22 protein-coding genes and 1 riboswitch are annotated in these 25815 nt (G+C 40.1%); of the genes, 19 read left to right on the forward strand and 3 right to left on the reverse strand.

The genetic code is table 11. The features are described 5' to 3' along the window. Positions 1 to 3: 3 nt before the first annotated feature. From trpCF to trpA, 3 genes are read left to right on the forward strand one after another with little or no spacing between them, the layout of a single operon-like run. Positions 4 to 1476, forward strand: coding sequence for a bifunctional indole-3-glycerol-phosphate synthase TrpC/phosphoribosylanthranilate isomerase TrpF (gene trpCF, locus FNLLGLLA_RS00870; protein ID WP_174892159.1), 1473 nt, complete (start codon positions 4 to 6; stop codon positions 1474 to 1476). A gap of 42 nt (positions 1477 to 1518) precedes the next feature. Next, positions 1519 to 2712, forward strand: a complete 1194-nt coding sequence (gene trpB / locus FNLLGLLA_RS00875; RefSeq protein ID WP_174892160.1) for a tryptophan synthase subunit beta — start codon at positions 1519 to 1521, stop codon at positions 2710 to 2712. Continuing rightward, complete coding sequence (gene trpA / locus FNLLGLLA_RS00880; protein ID WP_174892161.1) at positions 2705 to 3496, forward strand: tryptophan synthase subunit alpha; 792 nt, start codon at positions 2705 to 2707, stop codon at positions 3494 to 3496. Before trpB ends, trpA begins: the two co-directional genes overlap by 8 nt. Positions 3497 to 3637: 141 nt before the next feature. On the opposite strand, the gene FNLLGLLA_RS00885 is transcribed toward trpA, so the two are convergent. Further along, on the reverse strand, positions 3638 to 3928 hold the full coding sequence (locus FNLLGLLA_RS00885; protein ID WP_174892162.1) for a hypothetical protein: 291 nt from the start codon (positions 3926 to 3928) through the stop codon (positions 3638 to 3640). A gap of 163 nt (positions 3929 to 4091) precedes the next feature. Here FNLLGLLA_RS00885 and FNLLGLLA_RS00890 point away from each other — a divergent pair, with 163 nt between their 5' ends. The 5 genes from FNLLGLLA_RS00890 to ileS all read left to right on the forward strand — a co-directional run bounded on the left by FNLLGLLA_RS00890 (position 4092) and on the right by ileS (position 10282). Next, a complete protein-coding gene (locus FNLLGLLA_RS00890) occupies positions 4092 to 4979 on the forward strand; it encodes a DUF805 domain-containing protein (protein WP_174892163.1) in 888 nt (295 codons plus the stop codon). A 3-nt stretch (positions 4980 to 4982) separates the two neighbouring features. Next, entirely contained in the window at positions 4983 to 5552 is a 570-nt protein-coding gene (locus tag FNLLGLLA_RS00895; RefSeq protein WP_174892164.1) for a DUF805 domain-containing protein, read from the forward strand. 218 nt (positions 5553 to 5770) lie between these two features. Next, positions 5771 to 6406: a DUF805 domain-containing protein gene (locus FNLLGLLA_RS00900; protein WP_174892165.1), complete on the forward strand. Its 636-nt coding sequence runs from the start codon at positions 5771 to 5773 to the stop codon at positions 6404 to 6406. Between the two features lie 139 nt (positions 6407 to 6545). Next, complete coding sequence (locus FNLLGLLA_RS00905) at positions 6546 to 7070, forward strand: DUF805 domain-containing protein (RefSeq protein ID WP_232054996.1); 525 nt, start codon at positions 6546 to 6548, stop codon at positions 7068 to 7070. 377 nt (positions 7071 to 7447) lie between these two features. After that, positions 7448 to 10282 carry an isoleucine--tRNA ligase gene (gene ileS, locus FNLLGLLA_RS00910; RefSeq protein ID WP_174892166.1) on the forward strand — a complete coding sequence of 945 codons (2835 nt, stop codon included), beginning with the start codon at positions 7448 to 7450 and terminating at the stop codon, positions 10280 to 10282. 82 nt (positions 10283 to 10364) lie between these two features. Here ileS and FNLLGLLA_RS00915 read toward each other — a convergent pair whose 3' ends face one another. Continuing rightward, positions 10365 to 12737: a tetratricopeptide repeat protein gene (locus tag FNLLGLLA_RS00915; protein ID WP_004694103.1), complete on the reverse strand. Its 2373-nt coding sequence runs from the start codon at positions 12735 to 12737 to the stop codon at positions 10365 to 10367. Between the two features lie 311 nt (positions 12738 to 13048). Further along, positions 13049 to 13831 (reverse strand): basic amino acid ABC transporter substrate-binding protein, encoded by a 783-nt coding sequence (locus FNLLGLLA_RS00920; RefSeq protein WP_004694101.1) that lies wholly within the window; start codon positions 13829 to 13831, stop codon positions 13049 to 13051. A 173-nt stretch (positions 13832 to 14004) separates the two neighbouring features. On the opposite strand from FNLLGLLA_RS00920, the gene FNLLGLLA_RS00925 reads away from it, so the two are divergent. The 11 genes from FNLLGLLA_RS00925 (at position 14005) to FNLLGLLA_RS00975 (ending at position 25807) form a co-directional block, all read left to right on the forward strand. Continuing rightward, entirely contained in the window at positions 14005 to 15186 is a 1182-nt protein-coding gene (locus tag FNLLGLLA_RS00925; protein ID WP_174892167.1) for an amidohydrolase, read from the forward strand. 56 nt (positions 15187 to 15242) lie between these two features. Beyond that, positions 15243 to 16394 carry an HAD hydrolase family protein gene (locus tag FNLLGLLA_RS00930; protein WP_174892168.1) on the forward strand — a complete coding sequence of 384 codons (1152 nt, stop codon included), beginning with the start codon at positions 15243 to 15245 and terminating at the stop codon, positions 16392 to 16394. 55 nt (positions 16395 to 16449) lie between these two features. Beyond that, positions 16450 to 16647 (forward strand): 4Fe-4S binding protein, encoded by a 198-nt coding sequence (locus FNLLGLLA_RS00935; protein ID WP_008715202.1) that lies wholly within the window; start codon positions 16450 to 16452, stop codon positions 16645 to 16647. A 260-nt stretch (positions 16648 to 16907) separates the two neighbouring features. Then, positions 16908 to 18443, forward strand: coding sequence for a glutamine-hydrolyzing GMP synthase (guaA, locus tag FNLLGLLA_RS00940; protein WP_021147641.1), 1536 nt, complete (start codon positions 16908 to 16910; stop codon positions 18441 to 18443). A gap of 289 nt (positions 18444 to 18732) precedes the next feature. Continuing rightward, on the forward strand, positions 18733 to 21246 hold the full coding sequence (locus FNLLGLLA_RS00945) for a DEAD/DEAH box helicase family protein (protein ID WP_174892169.1): 2514 nt from the start codon (positions 18733 to 18735) through the stop codon (positions 21244 to 21246). A 219-nt stretch (positions 21247 to 21465) separates the two neighbouring features. After that, positions 21466 to 21789 carry a hypothetical protein gene (locus tag FNLLGLLA_RS00950; RefSeq protein ID WP_174892170.1) on the forward strand — a complete coding sequence of 108 codons (324 nt, stop codon included), beginning with the start codon at positions 21466 to 21468 and terminating at the stop codon, positions 21787 to 21789. A 107-nt stretch (positions 21790 to 21896) separates the two neighbouring features. Then, entirely contained in the window at positions 21897 to 22094 is a 198-nt protein-coding gene (locus FNLLGLLA_RS00955; protein WP_227065624.1) for a hypothetical protein, read from the forward strand. A gap of 15 nt (positions 22095 to 22109) precedes the next feature. After that, positions 22110 to 22940 carry a class I SAM-dependent methyltransferase gene (locus tag FNLLGLLA_RS00960; protein ID WP_174892172.1) on the forward strand — a complete coding sequence of 277 codons (831 nt, stop codon included), beginning with the start codon at positions 22110 to 22112 and terminating at the stop codon, positions 22938 to 22940. A 36-nt stretch (positions 22941 to 22976) separates the two neighbouring features. Then, positions 22977 to 23420 (forward strand): GNAT family N-acetyltransferase, encoded by a 444-nt coding sequence (locus FNLLGLLA_RS00965; protein WP_174892173.1) that lies wholly within the window; start codon positions 22977 to 22979, stop codon positions 23418 to 23420. A 135-nt stretch (positions 23421 to 23555) separates the two neighbouring features. Then, entirely contained in the window at positions 23556 to 24044 is a 489-nt protein-coding gene (locus FNLLGLLA_RS00970) for a GNAT family N-acetyltransferase (RefSeq protein ID WP_174892174.1), read from the forward strand. A gap of 199 nt (positions 24045 to 24243) precedes the next feature. After that, positions 24244 to 24432: riboswitch (cobalamin riboswitch) on the forward strand. A gap of 202 nt (positions 24433 to 24634) precedes the next feature. Next, positions 24635 to 25807 (forward strand): ABC transporter substrate-binding protein, encoded by a 1173-nt coding sequence (locus tag FNLLGLLA_RS00975; protein ID WP_174892175.1) that lies wholly within the window; start codon positions 24635 to 24637, stop codon positions 25805 to 25807. Positions 25808 to 25815 lie beyond the last annotated feature (8 nt).

Genomic DNA, 25815 nt, shown 5'->3' on the forward strand with positions numbered 1-25815 from the left:
CCATTGATTTTAGATAAGATTATAGAGGCGACCAAAATTCGGGTAGTCCAAGAAAAACAGGTGGAATCTCCAGAGTCTGTGAAAGCAGCGGCTTTAGCCTTACCATCTGATACAGGATTTCCTTTTGAAGCAGCCCTTCGTCAACAAGACTTCAACTTCATTTGCGAAGTAAAGAAGGCATCTCCATCAAAAGGCATCATCGCTGAGCACTTCCCATATTTAGACATCGCCAAAGAATATGAAGTGGCTGGTGCTGCGGCTATCTCTGTTTTGACGGAGCCAGATTTCTTTAAGGGTGATAAAAAATATTTGCAAGAAATTGCAAGCACCGTAAAAATTCCTGTGCTTCGTAAAGACTTTATCATCGATGAATACCAAATCTACCAAGCAAAGGTATGGGGCGCTAGTGCAATCCTATTAATCTGTGCATGCCTCGATGTGCCTACGCTGACAAAGTTCCGTGAATTAGCAGATTCTCTTGGCTTATCCTCTTTGGTAGAGGCCCATGATGAACATGAGGTACAAATGGCTATCGATTGCGGTGCCCGCATTATTGGCGTTAACAATCGTAATCTCAAGGACTTCACTGTAGATGTACAAAATAGTGTGCGCTTGCGTAATCTCGTGCAAGACGATGTAATCTTCGTATCTGAAAGTGGACTTGAAACGCCAGAGGACATCCAAGTATTGCGGGATAACAATATCGGAGTAGCCTTGATGGGGGAAACCTTCATGCGTTCCCCTAACAAGGTGGAAAAACTGGCATATCTCTATGGTTCAACCTATTACACACCAAAGGTTAAAATGTGTGGTATCTCCAAGGTTGAAACAATCCCTGCTGTAGTAGAGGCAAAACCAGACTACATGGGCCTTGTATTTGCACCAAGTAAACGACAAGTCACTGTAGACCAAGCAAAAACCTTAGTTGAAGAACTACATAAACAATACGCAAATCGATATAACAGAGACGCAGAACAATGCAGTAATCAGATACTTATACATCAAGAATTTATTAAAACGGTAGGCATTTTTGTCAATGAAACGCTAGATAATCTCGTTACGATTGCCACAGAAGTAAATCTTGATGCGGTGCAATTGCACGGTGATGAAGATGAAGCTTTCATCCAATCCTTAAAAGAACGTACTAATGTAGAGGTTTGGAAGGCTGTTCAAATCCGTAGTGCTGCAGATGCAGAGGCGTGGATCGATAGCAGAGCAGATATGCTCTTGTTTGATGCATATCACAAAGACGAGCGGGGCGGTATGGGTGAAGTATTCGACTGGTCCTCGTTAGATGAGTTTGAACGACCGTTTATGCTCGCTGGTGGTATCGATAGCACCAATGTGGCGCGTGCCATTCGTACGGTTCGACCGTACGGCATCGATATCAGTAGCGGCATTGAAACAGAAGGCGTGAAGGACGATGAGAAGATAAAAGCTTTCACTAACATTGTGAGAACAATAGCAATGCCATAGTATGGCGTGCTAGCAGGAATGGTATATAGAAAGGTAAGTTATATGAGTGAACAAAGACATGGCTATTTTGGCTCCTTTGGGGGTCAATTTATGCCAGAAACATTGATGAATGCAGTTATCGAATTGGAAGAGGCGTACAATAAGTACAAAGATGATCCTGATTTCGTACATGAACTTGAGGAGTTACATAAAAAATATACAGGTCGTCCATCCCTGTTATACTATGCGGACCGTATGACAAAGGACCTTGGGGGAGCCAAAATTTATTTAAAACGTGAGGACTTAAACCATACTGGTTCTCACAAGTTGAATAACGTAATTGGCCAAATGTTATTGGCAAAACGGATGGGTAAAACACGCGTTATTGCTGAAACCGGCGCAGGTCAACACGGCGTGGCAACGGCTACTATCGCTGCATTGATGGGCATGGAATGCGAAGTATACATGGGTGCAGAGGACTGTGAACGTCAGGCACTTAACGTATATCGTATGGAATTGCTAGGCGCTAAGGTGCATCCAGTAACAACAGGGACTAGTACATTGAAAGATGCGGTTTCCGAAGCGTTGCGCGAATGGACAAACCGCATGTCCGATACGCACTATGTATTGGGCTCCGTTATGGGTGCTCATCCATTCCCTATGATTGTACGCGATTTCCAATCTATTATCAGCCGCGAAGCGCGTGAGCAAATCCTTGAAGCAGAAGGCAAATTACCAACAGCTGTTATGGCTTGCGTAGGCGGCGGCTCCAATGCGATGGGCATGTTCTATCACTTCATTCCAGATGAAGGTGTTCGTCTCATCGGTTGTGAAGCAGCAGGTCGTGGCATCGATACAGAGGAACATGCGGCGACAATCGCGAAGGGGTCTGTTGGTATTTTCCACGGTATGAAATCTTACTTCTGCCAAGATGAAGATGGCCAAATTGCTCCAGTATATTCTATCTCTGCAGGTCTCGATTACCCTGGTATCGGTCCTGAACATGCGTACTTGCACGATAGCGGTCGTGCTGAATATGTGCCTGTTACAGATGACGAAGCAGTAGATGCCTTTGAATATTTATCTCGCTTGGAAGGTATTATTCCTGCGATTGAAAGTGCTCATGCGGTGGCACATGCACGTAAAATTGCTCCTACTATGAGCAAGGACGACATCATTATTATTTGTTTATCTGGTCGTGGTGACAAAGACGTAGCGGCTATGGCGAAATATAGAGGGGTGGATCTTCATGAGTAAAATTAAAGACGCTTTCACAAAGGGCAAGGCATTCATCCCGTTCATTAGCGCTGGTGATCACGGTATTGAAAATACAGAACGTTATATTCGTATTATGGTGAAAGCCGGTGCAGACATGGTGGAAATCGGTATTCCTTTCTCCGATCCCACAGCGGAAGGACCAGTTATCCAAGAAGCAAGTACACGCGCATTATCTACAGGCGTAAAAATCAATGATATCTTCGATATGGTGCGTCGTCTGCGTACAGGTGATGATGCGGTGACTATACCGCTCGTATTCATGACCTATTTGAATCCTATTTATGTATTTGGTCGTGAAAAATTCTTTACCCTCTGTGAAGAGGTGGGAATCTCTGGTGTTATCGTACCAGACATGCCGTTTGAAGAAAAAGGCGAGCTCGCTAGTGTGGCTCATAAGCATGGTGTTGAAGTTGTATCCTTAATTGCGCCAACATCTGAAAACCGCATCGAAATGATCGCCAAAGACGCAGAAGGCTTTGTATACTGTGTATCCTCACTTGGCGTTACAGGTATGCGCAGTGAAATTAAGACGGATATTAAATCCATTGTTGAAATGATTCGCAAATATACGGATATCCCGGTAGCTGTTGGTTTTGGTATTTCTAAGCCAGAACAAGCGGAAGCTATGGCGCGCGTATCCGATGGAGCCATCGTAGGCTCTGCCATCGTTAAAATCGTGGCAGAACACGGTGAACATGCGGATCAAGCGTTGTTTGATTACGTACAATCCATGAAACAAGCTGTTCTAAAGGCTGGCGCATAACATAATAACTCATATAGCCTTGGGAAAAATTATATAGGGGATAACATAAAAGGACGTTATACAATGTATAACGTCCTTTTCATTGGTTGGTTAATGTAGTTTTGTGTTTTTAGGGCTAGTAATATGTATTATGCGCAAGGCTTAGTCATTAGAGGATTCAGAACGTTGATGTTGTTCACTGCGTTTTGCTGTTGCATTTTTATCATGCTTTTCACGTTTAGATATTCTATGTTTTCTGTGCTTTTTCTCTTTTACTTTGTACCATGGATGAGCGCTGCTATCTACTGTGCCATCATCATTTTTTACCATGCGATGATTTTCACCGATTTTGAAGTGGTAATCTTTAGCTTGGGCTACATTGGCACCAATACCAACTGTTAAGAAGGCGCCTAAGCTGGCTAAGGCTATTGCTTTCATTAATTTAGCTTTCATAATTATCTCCTGTATAATTGATTGCACGAATTTTAGTTGTAAGAAATATATCTGTAGTATAGGCATATTTCATGAACAAAAAATGAATCAACTAAGTTGATAAATCATAGTATAATAGGTATATCTATATATGTTTATTATCTAAGATTATGGTAGGAGTTTTATGAAACAGAGAGTATACGAAATCCTCTATCGTGAGCTAGTGGAAAACTATGCAAACAGTAAAGGACGTACCAATACAGCCGATTTTTGGCTCACCATAAGTGCTATATCCTTTGTATATGGCTTAATTATATGTATTACAGGTCTTGCAACCTACATACCGTACGGATTTCTTTATGCTGTCTCTATCGGTGGCGGCGTATTATTTGTATTGTCCATCCTGTTATGCTTGCCGAAGATTATGCTAATGGCAAGACGGTTGCGAGACTCTAATAATGATCCAATGTTGATGATTTTGCTATTGGTTCCTTTTTTAGGCTGGTTTGCATTATTGTATCTATTCTGTAAGCGCACATCGCCTGTATCTAATGAATTAGAGGAAAAACGTTCCGTATCGGGCCTCTTTATTGTGGCCATATTGGTATTAGGATGCCTAGCCACTAGTGCAGGTAGTACAATGATTAATCATAATTTTATGGTAGAAGAGACTGCTTATGCCAATTTGGAACCTAGTTCGTTAACGAAACAAGCCAATCGTCTTTTACAAAGTGAAACGGCTACAACAGAGGGGCGTACTGTGGTAAGTAATTATTATGAAGACCTCAATAAAAAGGGTTATCGTGGTGCATATCGTTATTTGAGCGCTCGTGCTATGGAGCGATATGGTACCTTTGAACTATGGGAACAAGCCATGACTAAGGACGAGGTTCCTAAGGTGAAAGCGATACAGCTTGACTATGTTTCTCAAGACCAAGATGATGATATTGTTGTAAATTATATGGGCTTTACCGTTACCTTTGAAGATAATCTAGAGCCCCTATTAGTTCGTTTGCATAATGAAGGCAAAGGCTGGGGCATTGTTGCTATTGAAGCCGCGGAGGAGGATTAGGTTATGTCAACCATAAATATATATGATTTGAATTATACTGATGCCTTCAAATTAGGCATTAGAAATTATGCTAATTTTAACGGCCGTGTTAGCCGTAGTGAATATTGGCGATTCGTGGCAGGCGTTACCTTGATACAAGGATTACTTGGGATTTTAGCTTTACTTTGTAGTACCTTGGGCTTTCCTAATTATGAAACACTTATTGATAATGTTGCTGTAGGGGTATCTCTTTTCTTTATAATTCCCAATATAGCTATCACAGCGCGGCGTATGCATGATATTGGTCGGAGCGGTTGGACACAGCTAATCTCATTTATTCCTGTTATAGGCTTCTTTATATTCCTCGTTTACGAATTGCGTCGTGGCGATGAAAGAGAGAATTCATATGGTGAAAGAACCGGCTATACACCTATCACTCCTGAGATTAGCAAGGCTACAGGACTAGAAGAAACTCCATCCCGTCGTCAAGATTGGGCGATGGGGATTGCCATCTTTATTATCCAATCTATTATTATTGCCGATATCATTAGAGAGATATTATGGTATGGTATTAATGGGAATGGATACATGTAATAGATACCTGTATTTATTAACAATCTCATTATTTTATTTTATAAAAGTTTAACATCTCCTTTATAGACAATATAACACTTTATAGTAAAATGAATTTCAAATGAATTTAAAAACTTAGATATTAATAAATAAAGAATATCTTAGTTGTTATATGTGTTAAGTACAGCAGGACATCGTAATCTTTGCTGATTTCTGTTTGTAGCTAGAAGGAGTTTATTATGAAATCTTGTCCCTATTGTGGACATGAAGTGTTGAAAACAGATTGTTACTGCCCAGAATGTGGGCATGTTAGTAGACCACAAATCTCGTTAGATAAATACAATCTAGGCTTGATTGAAAACTTTAAACAATGTTTGGTTTATAAATATGCTGATTTTGATGGTCGTGCAAGTCGTAGTGAATATTGGCATTTCTTGTTAGTTTATCAATTGTTGTTTGTGGCCATTCTATTTACTTGTGCTTTTTTGAGCTATATTAGTCCACTATCTAGCGTAGTAGGCGTAGGTTTTGGTTTGGTCATCCTTGTCCTCTTGTCCGTGATTATGGTTATCCCTGGCGTGGCTGTTTCAGTGCGACGTTTACACGATCAAGGCCGCTCAGGGGGCCTCGTATTTATTGGATTCATCCCTGTAATAGGGACTATTATCCTGTTGATCCTTATGGCTCTGCCTGGTGAAAGCCAACCAAATCGCTTTGGTCCCCCTACAGGTCAAGTGGTCGTAACAAAACAAATGGCCCGTGAATTAGGTCTTATTGATACTACGCCATCTATGGGACTAACAGCAGGACTATTCTGCGCTATCTTTGTACTCTGGTTCTTGGTAGATAAACTACTTATGACTAGTGCGATGTAGTTTATGATGTATCCTATAATGAAATATAAAGCATAAGTTATTCCCAAAACATATAGACATTCATTTTCAAAATCGTCAACAGTAATGATATAATATTTTCAAGAAGAATTTATTTGTTATTTCTAGAGGAGAGAAGATTATGACTGATTTGTCTATCAAAAATCTTTCGTATGTAGATAATTTTAAACATACGATTATGGGTAATTATGCTAATTTCAAAGGTCGTGCAAGCCGCAGTGAATATTGGCGTTTCTATGGTATCACAATTGTTATTGCTGGTATCTTCAATGTATTGAGTGCTCTTGTAATGGATACTGCGCTAGCAAGTGTTGTAGGTCTTATTTCCATAGTATATAATCTTGCAATTCTATTGCCTTCCATTGGTCTTGCTGCTCGTCGTTTACATGACATTGGTAAAAGTGGTTGGATGCTTTTGATTAGCTTCATTCCATTTGGTATTATCTATGTTATTTATCTACTCGCTCAAAAGGGTGATGAAGGTGATAACCAATACGGATCTCCAATGAGCTATGAAGTAATTACTGCTGAAGAAGCCGCTCGCACTGGTCTTAAAGAAACTCCAACTGACGACATGGATCGTAAATTCATGTACGTGTGCATTGCAATTATTATTCTTGAATTAATTCTCATGAGTGCAATCTAATAATTGTATATACAATAAAGCCTACGTAAGTAGGCTTTTTCTTTTGCTTAATAGGGGATGTAGGTTCTGTTAAATTTAGAAATGAAGTATTTGACAATTTCCCCGTTTGAGTCCTATAATTATCTATTATATGAATATTGCGTTGAAAAAGACGGCATGTCTCAGACGGATTTAGTAGAGACCAAACTCATGGGCTGAAAGGTTTGGAAATCTAGAGATTTGCGGATCACTTTGGAGCAAGCGGCAACGCCGCCGGTGAACACCGTTATATGTTTAAGTGGCTTTCACAAGTAACGAGAGTCAGTAGGGTGGTACCACGGATATGACGTCCGTCCCTTCGGGGGCGGGCGATTTTTTTATGTAAAAGGAGCAACAGCATGGATTACGGTAAGACGTTACATTTGCCTGAAACAGAATTCCCAATGCGCGGCAATTTGCCTAAGCGCGAACCAGAAATCTTAAAATTCTGGGAAGATAACAAGATTTATCAAAAACGTTTGGAGTTGCGTAAAGACGCAAAACCTTTCATTTTGCATGATGGCCCTCCATATGCGAACGGTAAATTGCATATCGGTCATGCCCTCAACAAAACGTTGAAGGACATCATCATGAAATATAAAACAATGACTGGTCATTATACTCGCTACATCCCTGGTTGGGATACACATGGTTTACCAATCGAGCATGCGGTTATTAAAAACACTGGTCTTAACCGTCATGAAATGGATCCATTGGACTTGCGCAATAAATGTAAGGAATATGCATTAGAATGCGTAGAAACACAAAAACAAGATTTCATTCGTTTTGGTGTATTAGGCGAATGGGACCGTCCGTATTTGACATTGCGTCCTGAGTTCGAAGTTAAACAACTTGGCATCTTCGGCGAAATGGCAAAACGCGGTCACATCTATAAAGGTCTTAAAACTGTATACTGGTGTACGCACTGCGAAACTGCATTGGCAGAGGCAGAAATCGAATATGCTGAGAAAAAATCCTTCTCCATTTACGTAAAATTCCCTTACGTATCCGAGAAAAAGGTCACATTGCCAGCTGGCGTAGATTCAAAACAAGCATACTCTGTTATTTGGACAACTACTCCTTGGACAATGCCTGCCAACGTAGCTATTTCCGTTAACCCTGAGCTTGAATATGGCTGGGTAAAAGTAGGCGACGAATACTACTTGATGGCTACTGAACTTGTTGACGCAGCTATGAAAGATATTGGTATCGAAAACTACGAAATCGTAAACCGCTTCTCTGGGGCAGACTTAGAATTAGCTGAATTTAAACATCCATTCGTAGAACGTACATCCACTGTATTATGCGGTGACCATGTAACACTTGAAGCCGGTACTGGTTGCGTACATACAGCGCCTGCACACGGTGAAGACGACTTTAACATCGTTATGCGTTATAACAAGGAAGGTAAAACTGAGCTTCCTATCATTTCTCTTGTTAACGAAACTGGTAACTATACTAAACAAGTAGATGACAACCGTTATGGCGATACTGAATTCCCATTGGCTGGCGTGGAAATTCACGATGCAGAGGTGCCTGTTATTAAAATCTTGGCGCACAATAATGCATTGCTTCACAAATCTAGCTTGCGTCACCAATACGCTCACTGCTGGCGTTGTAAAAATCCTGTCATCTATCGCGCTACAGAACAATGGTTCTCCTCTGTAGATGGGTACCGTCAACAAGCGCTTGATGCAATCGACAACCAAGTGCAATGGATTCCTAAATGGGGCCATGACCGCATCTTCAACATGGTGCGCGACCGTGGTGACTGGGTAATTTCTCGTCAACGTATTTGGGGCGTGCCAATTCCTATTTACTATTGTGAAAGCTGTGGCGAGCACATCATCAACGATGATACTATCAAAGCATTGCAAGAAAAAGTAGCTGTAGAAGGCTCCGATGCTTGGTGGGCTCACAGCGCTAAGGAATTATTGCCAGAAGGCTTCAAATGTCCTCATTGCGGTCATGATGAGTTCAAAAAAGAAACAGACATCATGGACGTATGGTTCGACTCTGGTTCCTCTTGGGCTGGCGTACTTGAAGTTAATGATCTTGACGTACCATGTGCTATGTACCTTGAAGGTTCTGACCAACATCGCGGTTGGTTTAACTCTTCCTTGTTGACTGCAGTAGCCACAACTGGTAAAGCACCGTACAACTCCGTATTGACTCACGGCTTCGTTGTGGACGGTGAAGGTCGCAAAATGTCTAAATCTGTAGGTAATACAGTGGCTCCAAGCGACATCATCGATGTATACGGTGCCGATGTAATGCGTTTGTGGGTATCCTCTGCAGATTACCAAGCAGACGTACGTTTGTCCAAAGACATCGTAAAACAATTATCCGAAGTATACCGTAAGATCCGTAATACATTCCGCTTCTTGCTCGGCAACTTGGATGACTTCAATCCGAATACCGATAAAGTGGCTTACGCAGATATGTCCGAATTCGATAAATGGGCTTTGCTACGCTTAGAAGAAGTGCGTCAAAAGGTTACTGATGCGTACGAAAACTATGAATTCCACATGTTGTACCATGCAATTCATAACTTCTGTACAGTGGACTTGAGTTCCATCTACCTTGATGTAATGAAAGATACAATGTATGCTGAAAGCAAAAACGATGTAGCTCGTCGTTCTGCTCAAACAGCGATGTACGAAATCTTGAAAACATTGGTAGCCATGGTATCTCCAGTACTTTCTTTCACAGCGGAAGAAGTTTGGAAATACATGCCTAAAGAAGAGGGCATGCGCGAATCCGTTATGCTTCAAGATTGGCCACAAGGTCATCCAGAACACTTCAACCAAGAATTGGCTGACAAATGGAACCAATTGTTAGACTTGCGTACATCTGTACAAAAAGCATTGGAACTTGCTCGTCAAGACAAAACAATCGGTCATCCATTAGACGCATCCGTTACAGTATACGCTGAAGGTGCTGCATTCGACGCATTGAACGCCCTTGGTGAAGAAGGCTTGGCTAAACTCGTTATCGTATCCGAAGCTCACATCGTGAACGGCGCTGCACCAGCAGAGGCTGTAAAAGACGAAGAAACCGGTGTTGCTACAGTTGTTGTTGCCTCTGGTCTCGAAAAATGTGAACGTTGCTGGATTCATCGCGATACAGTAGGTCAAGATAGTGCACATCCTACACTTTGTGCACGCTGTGCCGATGTTGTAAAAACATTATAATAAAAAAAAGACCATCCTCTGAACTTCGCTTCCAAAAATTGGACACAATTTTTGGATTGCAGTTCACTGGGGATGGTCTTTTTTATGTTTGTAAATCCTTTGGTACTGTTAACTGTTTCCAATTATCTAGTTCAGGGATTTCCAAGGTATTTATTGTTTTTTGAATCCAATAGTTTAAGGACACCTCGTTCCCCACATATTGTTCAAATAAGTAGGTCTTACCAGGTGTGTCTTGTTGGTTTCCATCGTCATCGATGGTATGACGGGCGGACTCTTTCAGATAGAGCTGCACTCTAAATGGGGTCGATTGCTTGCCTTTAAAAATGAAATAGGATGGGCCCACAAAGTCATGAGTACGAATATTAATTTGTTCGTACTTTTTCTCTTTTAATCCTTGCAAGGCAGCCTGAATCATAGCGTTTGCATCATCGTATTCCTCTAGCAAAAACGGCTGTTGATCCACATCGAGCACGTAATGCCAGGTTGGCTTTTCTTCGTTCTTTTCGATAGTCCAATTATCTTCGAGGCTAGGCAATTGATGATTATCGTAAAGCTCTTTCAATAGGTTTATGGTATTTTCTTTGTCGTAAATGGACTTGTAGATAATTTCATGTCCTTCTGATGGATCATAACCATGTAGCCTTATTTGATAGTGATCTCGTAGCATCCGTTTTACATCGACCTTAAAGATATTGCGCAATGTATCTGGGACGGATAGGAAATGATTGTAAAAGCTGAGCTTCATTTCTTCTTGTGACTCTAAGGCGGTTTCAATGGTTTGCCAGTCGTACAAGGTTGTATCCCATAGGAAGTCGTCCATGGTTACAGATAAGCGGGCCGCATTTTGAGGCCTGTTGGTAGGCGCAGGGCGCACCGTAGTAGTTGACTCGGCAATACCTTCTTTGTATTGCCAATGACCATCGACCTCTTCAAAGGCTGCTAAGCGTTCTTCTGCTTCGTCATCGATAGGAATATCTTTTAGCTCCGGATCTAAATTGGCTTTATGAGATAAGATATATTGATGGGATTGCTCGTAATAGGATACGGCTTGATCTAAATCTGGTTTGCCAGTTACATAGCCTTTTTCGTAGGCATAACCTAAAGCAACACGTGTTAAAGCGCGTGTAATATCATAGAACAGAACGCGATTCTCCTCTTCAAAGGCTCGTTGTTCCTCGTCTAAGACACGTAGTAATGATTGCACACCAAAGCGTATATTTTTCGTTACCCCTAAACCGTGGATTCGCATGTATCCGATATAGGGCAAGGCGAATATGAAGCGATCTTTTGTAGCCGCCATATGTGTTAAATCTGCAATGAGACCCCAGTCAAGAGGCAGGTGGCCTATGTGAAAGATATAGCCAAAGGCTGCCTGTAAGGCGGTGTACCCTGCATCACTAAACTGTTTCGTTGCCGCACGGCGGTAGAGACCGATAGCCTTTACCGGATCGTAGGGAATCGTAGAACGTAACGCTTTAGCATCATAGAAATGATAGTAATAATCCGCTAATTCTGCGATACTTTCAGATTGACCTAAGGCGGCACCTTTAGTGAACCATGTGAAAGCATCCTCGAATTTACCATTTTCATGGCAGTCGAGGCCTGTATATAACATCATGGCAGGGTTGCCAAGTTCGGCCGCAGTCCTAGCGACACGGCGCGCATTGCTGAAATCGGCTTCATCGATATAGATATTGCGCAAGTTCCCTTGGAACATAGCAAGACCGTTGTCGAGGGCCTTGTTAAACCACTCTTTCGCAAGGTTAGATGCATTTTCTTGTAATGTTTCATCTGGCACAGTGCCTTGCAAAGCGGCGATGCGATCCTGCACAGAGTTTGCTGTAAGGCTTCTTTGAATGCGTTTAGTCCAACTCATAGGCGGAGGTGTTAGCATAGTCTCAGCGGAGCTGATGCGATTATCATCACGCCAGAAAAAGACATTGCCTATAACATATTGGCAATAGGCATCGCCTTGGTTTGCGTAATCATAGACAATGCGAAATGCTTCGTCGAAGGAAATTTGCATATCCTTCTCTACGGTAGGCGTAATGGAGCCTTTAATGCGCAAAGCTTGTAATGTGCCGATAGGGCTACAGCGGCGAATGCTATCATGCAAGCACTGATAGGTGCGCATATTATCCTCTGGAAAGTTAGACTCTTCCCAGGTAAAGCGAGGCCCTGCATAGACGCGTGCCAAGAGTGCATAGGCGTCACCTAGCTCTCGAGCCTCTGGGTCATTGGCTATCTTGAGAGCGTCCTCTTTAGTGTCTATATCACTTTCAAGACGGCTTGTCTTGTCGTTTCGTAAGGCTCTATCTTTTAGTTGACTTGGATTTTGCTGATTATTGACGATGAGCTCCAATTGACGTAAGCCTTCTTGAGCCATTTTTTGATTGTAGGATGTAAAAATCATGTGGAAGACCTTTTGCAGGCGTTCCGTAAAGTACTGTGCCATTAGGCCTCCTTTTATACATGTATACAGTAAATACATATTTATTATATAACGAACGCGAGGTACCGTAAAAGAGAAAATACTAGTATATCTGCATGTTCTCTATTGATATCATACTGCTATCGATTACCTGTTCTCACAATATACTAGCCTATTTCTAATTTATATCTATGCATAATACAGAGCCTTCAGCATGTATTGGATTCAAATGATAAAAAAATCCCCTCTGAAGAAAATCTGCTGTCACAAATTTTATGTGATGTCTGCAATCTTTCAGAGGGGTTATTATGTATCCTAGTTCTTAGGAATACATATTATTTTTTGTTGTAATCGCCGAACCATTTGTTGTAGATTTTTTGGTAAGTGCCGTCTTCTTTAAGTTCTTTAAGAGCTTTGTTAACAGCTTCTTGTAAAGCTTTGTTGCCTTTTTTCACGCCAAGAACTGTACCTTCAGCTTTAGTAGGTTCGCCTACAAGTTTAAGGTCTTGATCAGCACCTTGTTTGAGGTAGTACATAGCAACTGCATTATCGATGATAGCACCGTCGATTGTACCAGCTTTCAATTCCATGAAGATATTAGCATTAGAATCGATTTGTTTTACTGTTGTACCAGGAATTTTTTGAGCCATTTCAACCGGGATTGTACCGATTTGAGCGCCTACAGTTTTACCTGCTAATTCATCCATGTTGTGGATTGTTGTGTTGTCTTTACGAACAACTGTGATGAAACCGCCTTGGTCGAAGTATACATCGGAGAAGTCCAATGCTTTTTCACGTTCAGGTGTAGCATTGATGCCTGCTGCGATCATGTCGATATCACCAGATTGAACTGCTGGAATCAAAGCATCGAAGCCCATGGATTTGAATTCCATTTTTAAACCAAGTTTTTTAGCAATTGCTTCGGACAAATCAACGTCGAAACCAACGTATTTGTCGCCTTCAGTGAATTCGAATGGTGGGAATGTAGTTTCAGAACCTACACGCAATACACCTTCTTGTTGTGTCATTTTAGGTTTGTCGTTGCCACAACCAGCCAATAAACCCATTGCTGCTACCGCTACGAGGGCGATGGCTGTCAATTTTTTGAACTTAAACATAGTATCCTCCTCAAACATCCATATACATGGTTTATACATTTCTGTTTATATTGTACGGAATTTTACACCAATAGGCAATAACATTGTATAATTAAGAGTAAACGAGTTTTTTATTCTTTATTGTAGAGTATTATAATCCTTTACAATAATGTGGTTATATACATGGAGGCAATATGTCCCTTACAACTACTTTTGCTGATCTTTGTAAAAGCTTCGCACCTGATGCGTTTACCATTAATTACACATTAGCCAAGAATCCTGAGATTTCCAGTCAGGAGTTTGAGTCCGTTAAAACCATAGGCGCTGTTCTCGAAAAACACGGCATGGACGTAATCTATGAATTCTGTGATTTGCCAACTGCCTTTAAGTCGTCTGTTGTGAAAGTAGACAACCCAAAAGGTCGTTTAGCCATACTTTGTGAATACGATGCACTGCCAGAGGTAGGCCATGCATGCGGTCACTCCGCCAGCGGCTCTATGAGCGTGCTAGCTGCATTGACACTACATAAAATGCAACAAGAAGGCGTAGCTTTCAACATGGACATCGATATTATCGGTACACCAGACGAAGAAGCGATGGGCTGTAAGGTGGATATGTGCAATGCAGGGGTGTTCAAAGAATACGATTTTGCCATTATGGTGCATCTCGACGGCGAAGAAACGCGTCCTAACTCACAATTCTTGGCACTCGACTGCTTCCGTGCTAAGTATCACGGTAAGCCAGCCCATGCAGCTGGTGAGCCTTGGAATGGCGTCAATGCGGTAAATGGTGTGCAACTTGCCATCCATGCTATGGATATGATGCGCCAACAAGTGCGCCCTGAAACGCGCATCGGCACATGGATCATTTCTGGAGGTACCGCATCCAATGTGATTCCCGCCTTCGGTGAACTAGAGGTCACCGTGCGTCACACAGAGCGTGAGTACTTGAATGGTTTATCTGAGCAAATCAAAAAAATCTTTGAAGGGGGGGCCCTTTGTACAGGTACAACTGTGGATGTAGAGTTTTACGGCAATCCTTATGATGATATGAACCAAAACAATCGTGGCACAGCGCTTATCGAAGAGGTAATGGCCGATATGGGCCTCGATTTTGAGCCTGGCCCAGCAGCTCTTGGAGGTAGCTCAGATATTGGCAATGTAAGTTATCAATGTGCGGCATTCCATCCTAAATTGCGCTTGGTAGGCGAGCCAAAGGTGTGTCATTCTAAAGAATTTGCTGCTGCCATGTTAGAGCCTACCATTGAACAAACTATCATCGACGGTGCAAATATCATTGGTGGCACAGTATTGCGATTGGTAGAACACCCAGAAATCTTAGAAGAAATTGTAGCCGAATTTAATAATTCTAAATAGAAGGAATAGAAGGAATAAAAAGAATAAAGGGAATAGAAGGAACAGAAGGAGGATGTATGGCCACGACTGAAACATTAGAAATAAAAAATTATATAGGCCTCACTGGGGATAAGCCCATTCGATTCATCGCATCTGATGTAGATGGCACCTTGGTAACCGATGCAAAGGCAATTCCTGAGGATGCTATTGAGGCGATTCGTGCCGCTCGTGAAAGTGGCATCTGCGTAGCCATTGCTTCTGGCCGCGCTTGGAATGAGATGAATGATGTCATTGAAAAACTGCCGTGCTTGCGCTATTTCATGTGCACCAATGGCGCTTATGTGATGGATAAGGATGAAAACCGCAGTCTATTCCACGTAAGTTTTGATAAAGAACAAGCACTACATTTGTTGCGCAAACTGTTAACCTATGGCGTTTATGTAGAGGCCTATGTGAAAGACCAAATCTTTGGCATGTATCCTCCGTCTAGATGTATTACACCTGAACGCTTAGGCGTATGTGCTAGCGAACGCAATGAAGGAGATAAAAAGGGGTCACATGGCATGATGGATAATCATCTGCCTATTACAAAAAATCAGATTTCTGGTACAGGAGACACTCGCCTGCCAGGCGCAACATACGACCACTATGCATTGGCGGAAGGCAACGAAGCAGCAAAGGTAAAGATGTCTGAATGTGAAATAGAGCAATCCAATTTCTTCTTTAGACCCAATATTCGTCCATTTATCTTGGCTACGCGGACAATGGTATGTGATTTGCTAGCTCATATGGAATCCTTAGACGAAGGGCCTGAGAAGATTCAGATCTTCTACGGTGATGAACCGATGCGTCAACGTATCTTGCAAGACTTGCGCGATGAATACCAAGGTTTATCCCACGATGGTACAGGTCGTGAACGTTTCTATGATGTGCTGCTCTCTAGTGAAGGTAATTTAGAATTCGTCTTGCCCCACACTACAAAGGGCACAGCCGTAGAAGCCTTGGCAAAACATTGGGGCTTAAGCCCTGATGAGGTAATGACACTAGGGGATAGTGAAAACGACCTATCTATGCTACGCTTTGCGGGCGCTGGTGTAGCCATGGGCAATAGCAAGCTGAACATTAAAGAAGCGGCACGCTATGAAACGACAGACAATAACCACCAAGGCGTGGCAAAGGCAATCTATTCTGCTATTGCGTATAATAGTGAATTAAATAAGAAGAAGTAAAAGTAGATAATGTTAAGCTTGGCACAGATACACCGTAGATAGGAGGTGATGTATAATGGGAAATCTAAAGTTTAATATCGATGACACTTGCGTTAAATGTGGTGCTTGTGCTGAGGATTGTCCTGTTCAATGCATCACCGAAGGGAAAACTCGATTTATCATTGGAAAAGGTTGTATCAGTTGTGGCGACTGCTATTCTATCTGTCCCGTGGGCGCTGTAAAAATGTATAAGAGAGAGGCTCCTAAAAAGTGATAGCTAGATATCTTTCAGCGTTGTTAGCAAATTGACTTACATACGGAAAGCTCTTAAAGAGTGATAGTTAGAAATCCGAACATTAAAGATTTATTTATAATCTACATACGGAATATATGGAGTCGTTATACTTCCTATGGTATAATAAAATGTAATGAAAAATTAGCGTTTAGTTCGGAAAAACGCGCCCCAGTACAGGTATGTATGGGCATAACAAATAGTGAATATACTTTCACAAATAGATGCATATGGAGGAAGGCATGGAAAACAAGGAATTTGTAATTGTTGTTGACTTTGGTGGTCAATATAACCAATTGATCGCGCGCCGTGTTCGTGAAAATCACGTATACTGCGAAGTATATCCATACAACAAAGCGCTGGATAAAATTAAGGAATTGAAACCGCAAGGTATCATCTTCACAGGCGGTCCTAACAGCGTGTATGAAGAAAACTCTCCAAAAATTGAGAAAGAGATTTTTGAACTTGGTATTCCTATTCTTGGCATGTGCTATGGTATGCAATTTATGGCGCATACATTGGGTGGCGAAGTTAAATCTGCGGACAACCGTGAATTCGGTAAAACACCTACTAAAGTGGACACTACATCTCCATTGTTCAAAGGCTTGGAAGAAGACCAAGTCGTATGGATGTCTCATGTTGACTATGTAGCAAAGGTTCCTGAAGGCTTTGAAATCGTAGCACATACGAAGGATTGCCCTGTTGCATCCATGCAAAATACAGAACGTAAACTATATGCTATGCAATACCATGCAGAAGTATTGCACACTGAACATGGCAAAGAAATGCTTCACAACTTCTTGTACGAAGTTTGTGGCTTCACAGGCACATGGACAATGGCAAACTATGCGAAATCTGCTATTGAAGATATCCGCAAAACCGTTGGTGATGGCAAAGTATTATTGGCTTTGTCCGGCGGTGTAGACAGCTCCGTTGCGGCAGCTCTTATTTCTAAAGCTGTGGGCGACCAATTGACTTGTATCTTCGTTGACCATGGTTTGATGCGTAAAAACGAAGGTGACGAAGTAGAAGCAGCTTTCAAAGATTCCGGCATGCATTTCATCCGTGTCGATGCTGAAAAACGTTTCTTAGATAAATTGGCTGGTCTTGAAGATCCAGAAGCGAAACGTAAAGCTATCGGTGAAGAATTCATCCGCGTATTCGAAGACGAAGGTCGTAAAATCGGTTCCGTTGACTTCTTAGCACAAGGTACAATCTACCCTGACGTTATCGAGTCCGGTACGGGCGAAGCGGAAGTTATCAAATCTCACCACAACGTAGGTGGCTTACCTGCAGTTGTAGACTTCAAAGGGCTTATCGAACCATTGCGCAACCTCTTCAAAGACGAAGTGCGTGAACTTGGTTCCGAATTAGGCTTGGCTGATTACCTTGTATGGCGTCAACCATTCCCAGGTCCTGGCCTTGCTATCCGCGTAATGGGTGAAATCACTAAAGACAAACTCGACATCTTGCGTGATGCGGATTATATCTTCCGTGACGAAATTGCAAAAGCTGGCCTTGATCGAAGCATCAACCAATACTTTGCAGTATTGACATCTACACGTACTGTAGGCGTTATGGGTGACTTCCGTACATACGACTACACATTGGCATTGCGTGGCGTAACAACAACAGACTTTATGACTGCTGACTGGGCACGCATCCCTTATGACGTATTGGACACAATCTCCCGTCGTATCGTAAACGAAGTACAACACATCAACCGTATCGTGTACGACATTACATCTAAACCACCTGCTACAATTGAGTGGGAATAATAAGTAAATATTGATTTATAAATTCATTAACTGTACTTTTTTGAGTAATTCTGAATTCAACTGAAAGGTAAAAGAATAAGTTTGAAAGGGAGTTATTGAATTTTTAGTATGCATAAAAAGCCTCCCATCAAATTGATGGGAGGCTTTTATTTAAAATTAGTTCTTGTGTTTTGTAATAGGTGTTAGAACATAGATAATTTTTAGAGAGAGGGATGAAAGAAAATAATATGATAATGAATTACTAGTATAATTTGACAAGTTTGGTAATTAAAACATGAGGAGCATTGTTATGGATCTTTTATCAAGACTTAATCCTAGTACTAAGCCGAAAGCAATAGAACCAAGAGAAATTTTTATGACACTTCCTTCAAAAGATGTTAGCTATGGATATCCTAGAGATGTTCAGAGTGAGGTTTGGAAAAAATGGTTTGAAAAGAGAAACGAAAAAAATATAATTTTAAAAATGAATACTGGTAGTGGTAAAACAGTAGTTGGATTGGTTATGCTTCAGAGTTGTTTGAATGAAGGTGAAGGCCCTGCAGTATATGTTGTGCCAGATAATTATCTGGTAAAGCAGGTTATTAATGAAGCAAATAATTTAGGTATTCGGGTAACGGATAATAAAGAAGATTACTACTATTCAAATTCAAAAGCGATTCTGATAACGTCTATTCAAACCATTGTAAATGGACATAGTTATTTTGGTATGAGAAATGATGGTAGTAATTATCCCATAGGTAGTATTATTATTGATGATGTACATGCTTGTATGGATAAGATTGTTAGCCAATTTATGATTAAGATTGGTGTAGAAAGTGAAGTATATGACGAAATAATTAATATCTTTGGTGCTTACTTAAAAGATTATAATCCCAATAGTTATATTGATATTATTGAGCTAAAGGATAAGAGTAAAACTATGCTTGTACCTTATTGGGAATGGCAAAGAGAGAAAGATAATATTTATAGATTACTATCTAATTATCAGAATAAAGATAATACTAATACTAATATATATTTTGGTTTGCCGTTAATTAAAAGTAGTTTAGATACATGTGACTGTATCGTTACTTCTTCTTCAATTGAGATATCTCCTAAAGGAATTGATATAGAGCAAATATCTAGCCTTAAAGAAGCTCGTCGTCGTATATTTATGAGTGCGACATTAGCAGATGATGGTGTTTTTATTACTACACTAGGCTTAAATAAAGATGATATGAACTGTATTATTACGCCAGAGAATGCTAATGATATTGGTGATAGGTTAGTTATTTTTCCAAAGCATATAAATAATGATATATCTGAGAATGATATAAAAACAGAAGTGGAGAAAATAGCTGATAAATATAATGTAGTGATATTAGTACCATCTTTTGCAAGGGCAAAATTTTGGGATGAAGATGGAAATCAAACTGCGAGCAAAGATAATATTGAACAAATTATTGATATGTTAAAAAAAGGTGAGCATATAGGGAAAATAATTTTAGTCAATAGATATGATGGTATTGACCTGCCTGGTGATTGCTGTAGATTGCTAGTAATTGATGGACTTCCACCTTTAAATAGCATTAAAGCGCGTTATATTCAAAGTATAGATTCTAATAGCACAATTTTATTGAGGGAACAAATACAGCGAATTGAACAAGGAATGGGACGAGGTGTCCGATCTAATAATGATGAATGTTGTATTATTCTTATGGGAAATGAATTGTCAAATGTTTTGTTAAGAAATAAAGGTATAGATTATTTTAGTGTAGCAACTAGATGTCAATATGATTTATCAAAACAATTATGGGATTTATTGGTAAGTGAAGTAGGATTGAAGCCTTCTATTAATCAGATTTTTGAACTTGTAAATTATTCATTAGAAAAAAATCCAGAATGGATAAAAACTTGTAAAGAAACATTATCTAAAATAAAGTATTCAAGTGAGTTAAGAGTTGATAATAAAATAATTGCTCAGAGAAAAGCTTTTGAAGAATCTTTAAAGGGGCAATGGAAGAATGCAGCAGATATTATTAAAGATGTTAAAGATAGGGAGGCTGATGATAGTACGAAAGGATATCTTTGCCAAATTCAAGCTGAATATACTAATAAATTTGATTCAGCGCTTTCGCAAGAGATATTAAAATATGGTAGAACCTTAAGTTCGTCTATTTTGTTACCTATAGAGGGTATTGCGTATCAACGAACATTAAATACCATCCCACAAGCTCAAGCTATTAGTTCGCAATTTAATAGTGAAGACTATATGCTAAATGAGCTATTGATCCATATAGACGAGGTGCTTTCAAATTTATCTATGGGTAGTACATCTAATAAGTTTGAGGAGGGATTAAATCAAATAGGGGGATTGCTAGGATTTGTATGCTCAAGACCTGATAGAGATACGGGTGGATATGGACCTGATAATTTATGGGCATTAGGAGCAAATCAATATTTAGTTATTGAGTGTAAAAATGAGGCCAAAACTGATACCATTAAAAAAGATTATTGCAATCAATTATCAGGGGCAATAAATTGGTTTGAAAGGGAATACGTATATCCAAATAATTGTGTACCAATTTTAATTCATCCTTCTAAAATTATTGAAAATAATGCTTCTCCGGATGAAAATATGAGAGTAATTACTGAAATTGAATTAGAATTATTAAGAAAAAATTTTCGTAATTTTTATAGAGAGCTTTGTGAGAATGGAAGTTTTAATGATATAAGTAAAATTAATCAATTACTAAAAATCTATAAGCTTAGAGCGGAAGATATTTTATGTCATTATATGGTTAGGTTTGAACGGAAGCGATAGAGACATTATTGATATAGCATTTAAATATTGGAGAGATGCACGAGGTTAAGTTGCCTTATGTTAAAATGACTATAGTGAATTCGAGGTCATTACGGAGACCTATAATTGGGGTCACGCTGTATTCCAAGGATGGTTATGGACCGAAGGAAATCCCGTACATTGTATAATGAACATATACTATAAAGGTGATATGGTATATGTAGTTGAATGAGGCCCGAAATGAGTAATTTAGATTTTACTATTGGCTGTACAGTTACTTTCTTCAGCAAGAAGAGGAGAACTCCACCGAATTTAAATAATGGAATATACTATCCTCATTTTGTTATAAAAGGTACTGAGGAATATCTTGGTATCAATTTTATTGATGGTGAAGATGTCATCTTTGATAAACCTATTCAAGCTAACGCTTTACCAGTATATGAAACCATAGATTATTCAGCTCTACAAGCAGGTACTGAGTTTCTTATTATGGAAGGCGGAAATATTGTTGGTGAAGGGATTGTAAAAGAAATCTTTCAACATAAACCGTATGGGAGTAAATAGCTATGGGTTATAAAAATGTATGTATCAACTGTAGGATCTCTTTGTCGGAGGGCACAAACTACGAGCTGTTCAATAAAAACAAAATTTGTCCTACATGCAAAAGCAAGATGTACTTTGTGAACGAGAAGTTCAAGGCTCCTAAAAAATCTAATGACAAAGAATGGAAAATCATCGAGTATTTGTTATTGAGCGGCTATGACTTCCGTAATCCTTATTGTGGACATGAGCAATGTATTTATTTTGAGTTCCCTAAGAATCTGCAAGAGGCAGAAGAGTTTATCCGAGAAATGAGGAATTTAGATTAAGTCAGGAGGTTTCGTATGGCACCGCAAGTTACAGATTTTTCGTTCTGGAATGAAATGTGGAAACAAAGTTATTATGATCGTGAGAAAGGGATTCGGGCGAATCCATTATTAGAGTATTGGGACAAGCGAGCCAATGACTTTTCTCTCATGCGTAAAAGCAATGACTACGACTTTGGTCGTAAGGTGTACGCTGCTTTGAGTAGTGTGTTAAATCCTGATTCTACCATGCTAGATATAGGTGCAGGCCCTGGGTCTTTTACTATTCCATTTGCACAGCACATACAGTCTGTTACTGCTATTGAGCCGTCAAAGGGCATGGTGGCAGTCCTTAAAGAAAATGCCAAAGAATTAAACGTTGAGAACATTAATATCATTGAAGAATTGGTGCAGGACTTACCTCAAGACGGCTCTCCAGATTTTCGATTTGATCTGGTAACCATATCTCTTGTGCTTTGGATGTTCCCTGATGTGTGGCCTCGGCTTTTACAAATGGAACAATATTCTAAAGGCTATTGTGCAATCGTAGCTGGCATTCCTGATTGGAAGAATCCTCGGGAAGCTAGCAAATCTGATGTACAAGAGTTTCAAATTCTGTATAATATGTTACTTTCACAAGGGCGCTCACCCAATGTAAGCATCATTGATTATAGATGTGAACGTACTGTAGAAGATGAAATCGAGTGCCGAAAGATCATATACGAACAGTACTATGGAGACTTAACGCCAGCAGCAGAGGAACAAATCAAAAAAGAAATCATAGCCAAATCTAAGGACAATAAATGCTTGATTTCCTCGCGGTCTGCTATAATTTGGTGGAATCCTAAGGAAGTTGTGTCACACACCTAAGATATAGTTGATAAATGGATTAGAAAAGGCAGTAGCATGATTAATATCGTTAAGGGCGATAGGGCGATTACCTATACCGAAGAAAAAAACTTTACCCCTCAGCAGGTAGCAGAACTGTTTTTATCTGTTCGTTGGGTGGTAGGTAAATATCCTGACCGATTATACAAGGCTTTGATGAATTCGTCGCGCGTGATTACTGCTTGGGACGGTGACCGTTTAGTCGGTCTTATTCGTGTCATGGATGATAGCGAGCTAGTATGCTTCATTAATTATGTGTTGGTTCATCCTGAGTATCATGGCCAAGGTATTGCTGGTCATTTGCTAGAAATGGTGAAAGAGGCTTACAAGTCTTACTTGTACATTAATGTTATGATTGGTGAAAGTAAGAATGCTTCATTTTATGAAAAGCATGGCTTTAAAATAAAAGATAATTCCTTGCCGATGCAATATCGTAATGTACCTAAATATACGAAAAGATGATTGGTCGGATAATTTGTATAGCAAATAACTGGTCAAATTGTTAATAAAAGGCTACACGTACATAGAGTTGCGTGTAGCCTTTGTTATGTAAACGGTATATACTAAAACCGATATGTAGATATGATGGAGAAGGATATGGATATATTAATACGAAAAGCGACAACCGCAGATTTAGATGTAGTTACATATATTGAAGCAACTTGTTTTCCTCCGGCAGAGGCGGCGCCTCGTGAGGCTTTTAAGGAACGATTAGACCATTATGCAGGTCAGTTTTTAATTGCCTTTGATGAAACTACACCAATTGGTTTTATCGATGGCTTCGTATCTGATGATGAAGTCTTAACGGATGAGATGTTCGCCGATGCTTCGCTACATAATCCCAATGGCGCATGGCAGATGATTTTTGGTCTAAATACGATGCCTGAATACCGTAATCGTGGTGTTGGTGGTCAGTTGATAGAGGCTTTCATAGAATTGGCCAGAGAGGAAAACCGAAAGGGCGTAATTCTAACCTGTAAGGAAGAAAAGATTCACTATTACGCCAAGTTTGGTTTTGTAAATGAAGGGGCGTCAACGTCGGATCATGGCGGTGCCAAATGGTATCAAATGCGCCTTGAATTGTAGAGGAAAAGTTATTAATCGATAAAAATAAATTATAGGATTTTAAGGACCTTTCTACAGATTGTCCTAATGAGAAGCTAAAACTCTGCTTAGTGGTTGAGTTTTAGCTTCTTTTTAGCTGAAAAGTGTAGATTTTATAGGGATAGCTGTACCCCTATATGTTTATTGACACTGTATATACCGCATGCTACGATGAGAAAAATCACATATGATTGGGTTAGGTGTCTATTGACTTAATAGAGAATTTGGTACAAGCCAAAGCGGTCACGCCACTGTAACAGCGAGGTACTTTGCATAGAGGGTGAAATGCTCTCGGTCACTGAAGTTTTTGGGAAGGCGCAAAGTAACGTTAAACTGAAGCCAGGAGAACTGCCTAATTAACAATTGCCGATTGACCTGCGAGAGACAGGGATGGGGATTGATATAGATGGATTTATACTAGCTATGCATAGTTGAAAGCTCATACTATATGCTAGCTTATTAGGCGTGGTAGTTAGTCTAACTGAGATGACAGCCCGTTTCCTCTTCGTGGGGAAACGGGCTTTTTATGTGCATTTATAGTGATAGTTTTAGTTGAGAGAAGAGAGGTACTTATGTTCAAACAAAAGAAGTTTATGGCGTATTTAGTCACGATTTTTCTTCTAATTGTGAGTATGCTCATCGCTGCATGTGGAGGCCCTGGTGAGACAAAGAAAGACACGGCACAGAATAACAAGCCTATCGAAATCACAGACGTAACAGGGCGTACGGTAACGCTTAAAAAGCCAGCAGAGAGAGTTGTCTTACAGTGGAGTGGTGCTGGTGGTCCATTCTTTACGATTTCCGCACTTATGGGTAAGGATACACCGAAGGTTATTGCCGGCATGGACACATCTTTACAGGATTACAGGGCGGATATGTGGAAACATTTTACGACTGAAATGCCTGAGTTAGCTAAGATTCCAGTAGTGGGGACTATCGGTGATAAAACATTTAATGCTGAGCAAGTTGTGGCATTAAATCCAGATGTTATTTTTATTCCTGTAGATTTGAAAGATCAGTACGAGTCTGATGTAAAACCAAAAATGGATGCTGCTGGTATCCAGACTATTTATATAGATTACCATGCAGAAAAATTGGAAAGTCATCAAAAATCCATTGAAGCCATCGGTAAGGCTTTGGGCAAAGAAGAACGAGCTGCAGAAATTAGCAAGTTCTATACGGATCGTGTGACAAGAGTTCTCGACCGTGTTAGTAAAATTAACAAGCCAAAACCAACTGTTTATATTGAAGTTGGCATGAATGGTCCAGAAGAATTTGGTAATTCCTTTAGTAGTAATTACTCTTGGGGGGCATTAGCTACTATGGCTGGTGGTGATGTAATCACAAAGGATGCTGTTAAGAAATCCTCTCCTATTAATCCGGAATTTATTCTAGAGAAAAACCCAGATATCATCATGATCATGGGTTCTTACTGGCCTAAAAAACCGACTTCTATGCGTTTAGGTTTTGAAGCAACCGAAGCATCTTCTCAAGAGTTATTGAAAGCTTTCACCACAGAACGTCAAGGTTGGAGTGATTTGAAAGCTGTTGAAAATAAACAAGTTTACTCTGCGCACCACGGTCTTCCACGCGAAGTATTTGATGCGGCCGTATTCGAATATTTAGCAAAAACATTCTATCCTGAAGAGTTTAAAGATGTAGATCCAGAAGCTACACTTAAAGAGTTCTATGACAAATTCTTGCCATTCTCTTATAGTGGCATCTGGTTTATGCATATGAACTAGGGTTGTGT

The sequence above is a fragment of the Veillonella parvula genome (assembly GCF_902810435.1).
Lineage (GTDB): Bacteria > Bacillota > Negativicutes > Veillonellales > Veillonellaceae > Veillonella.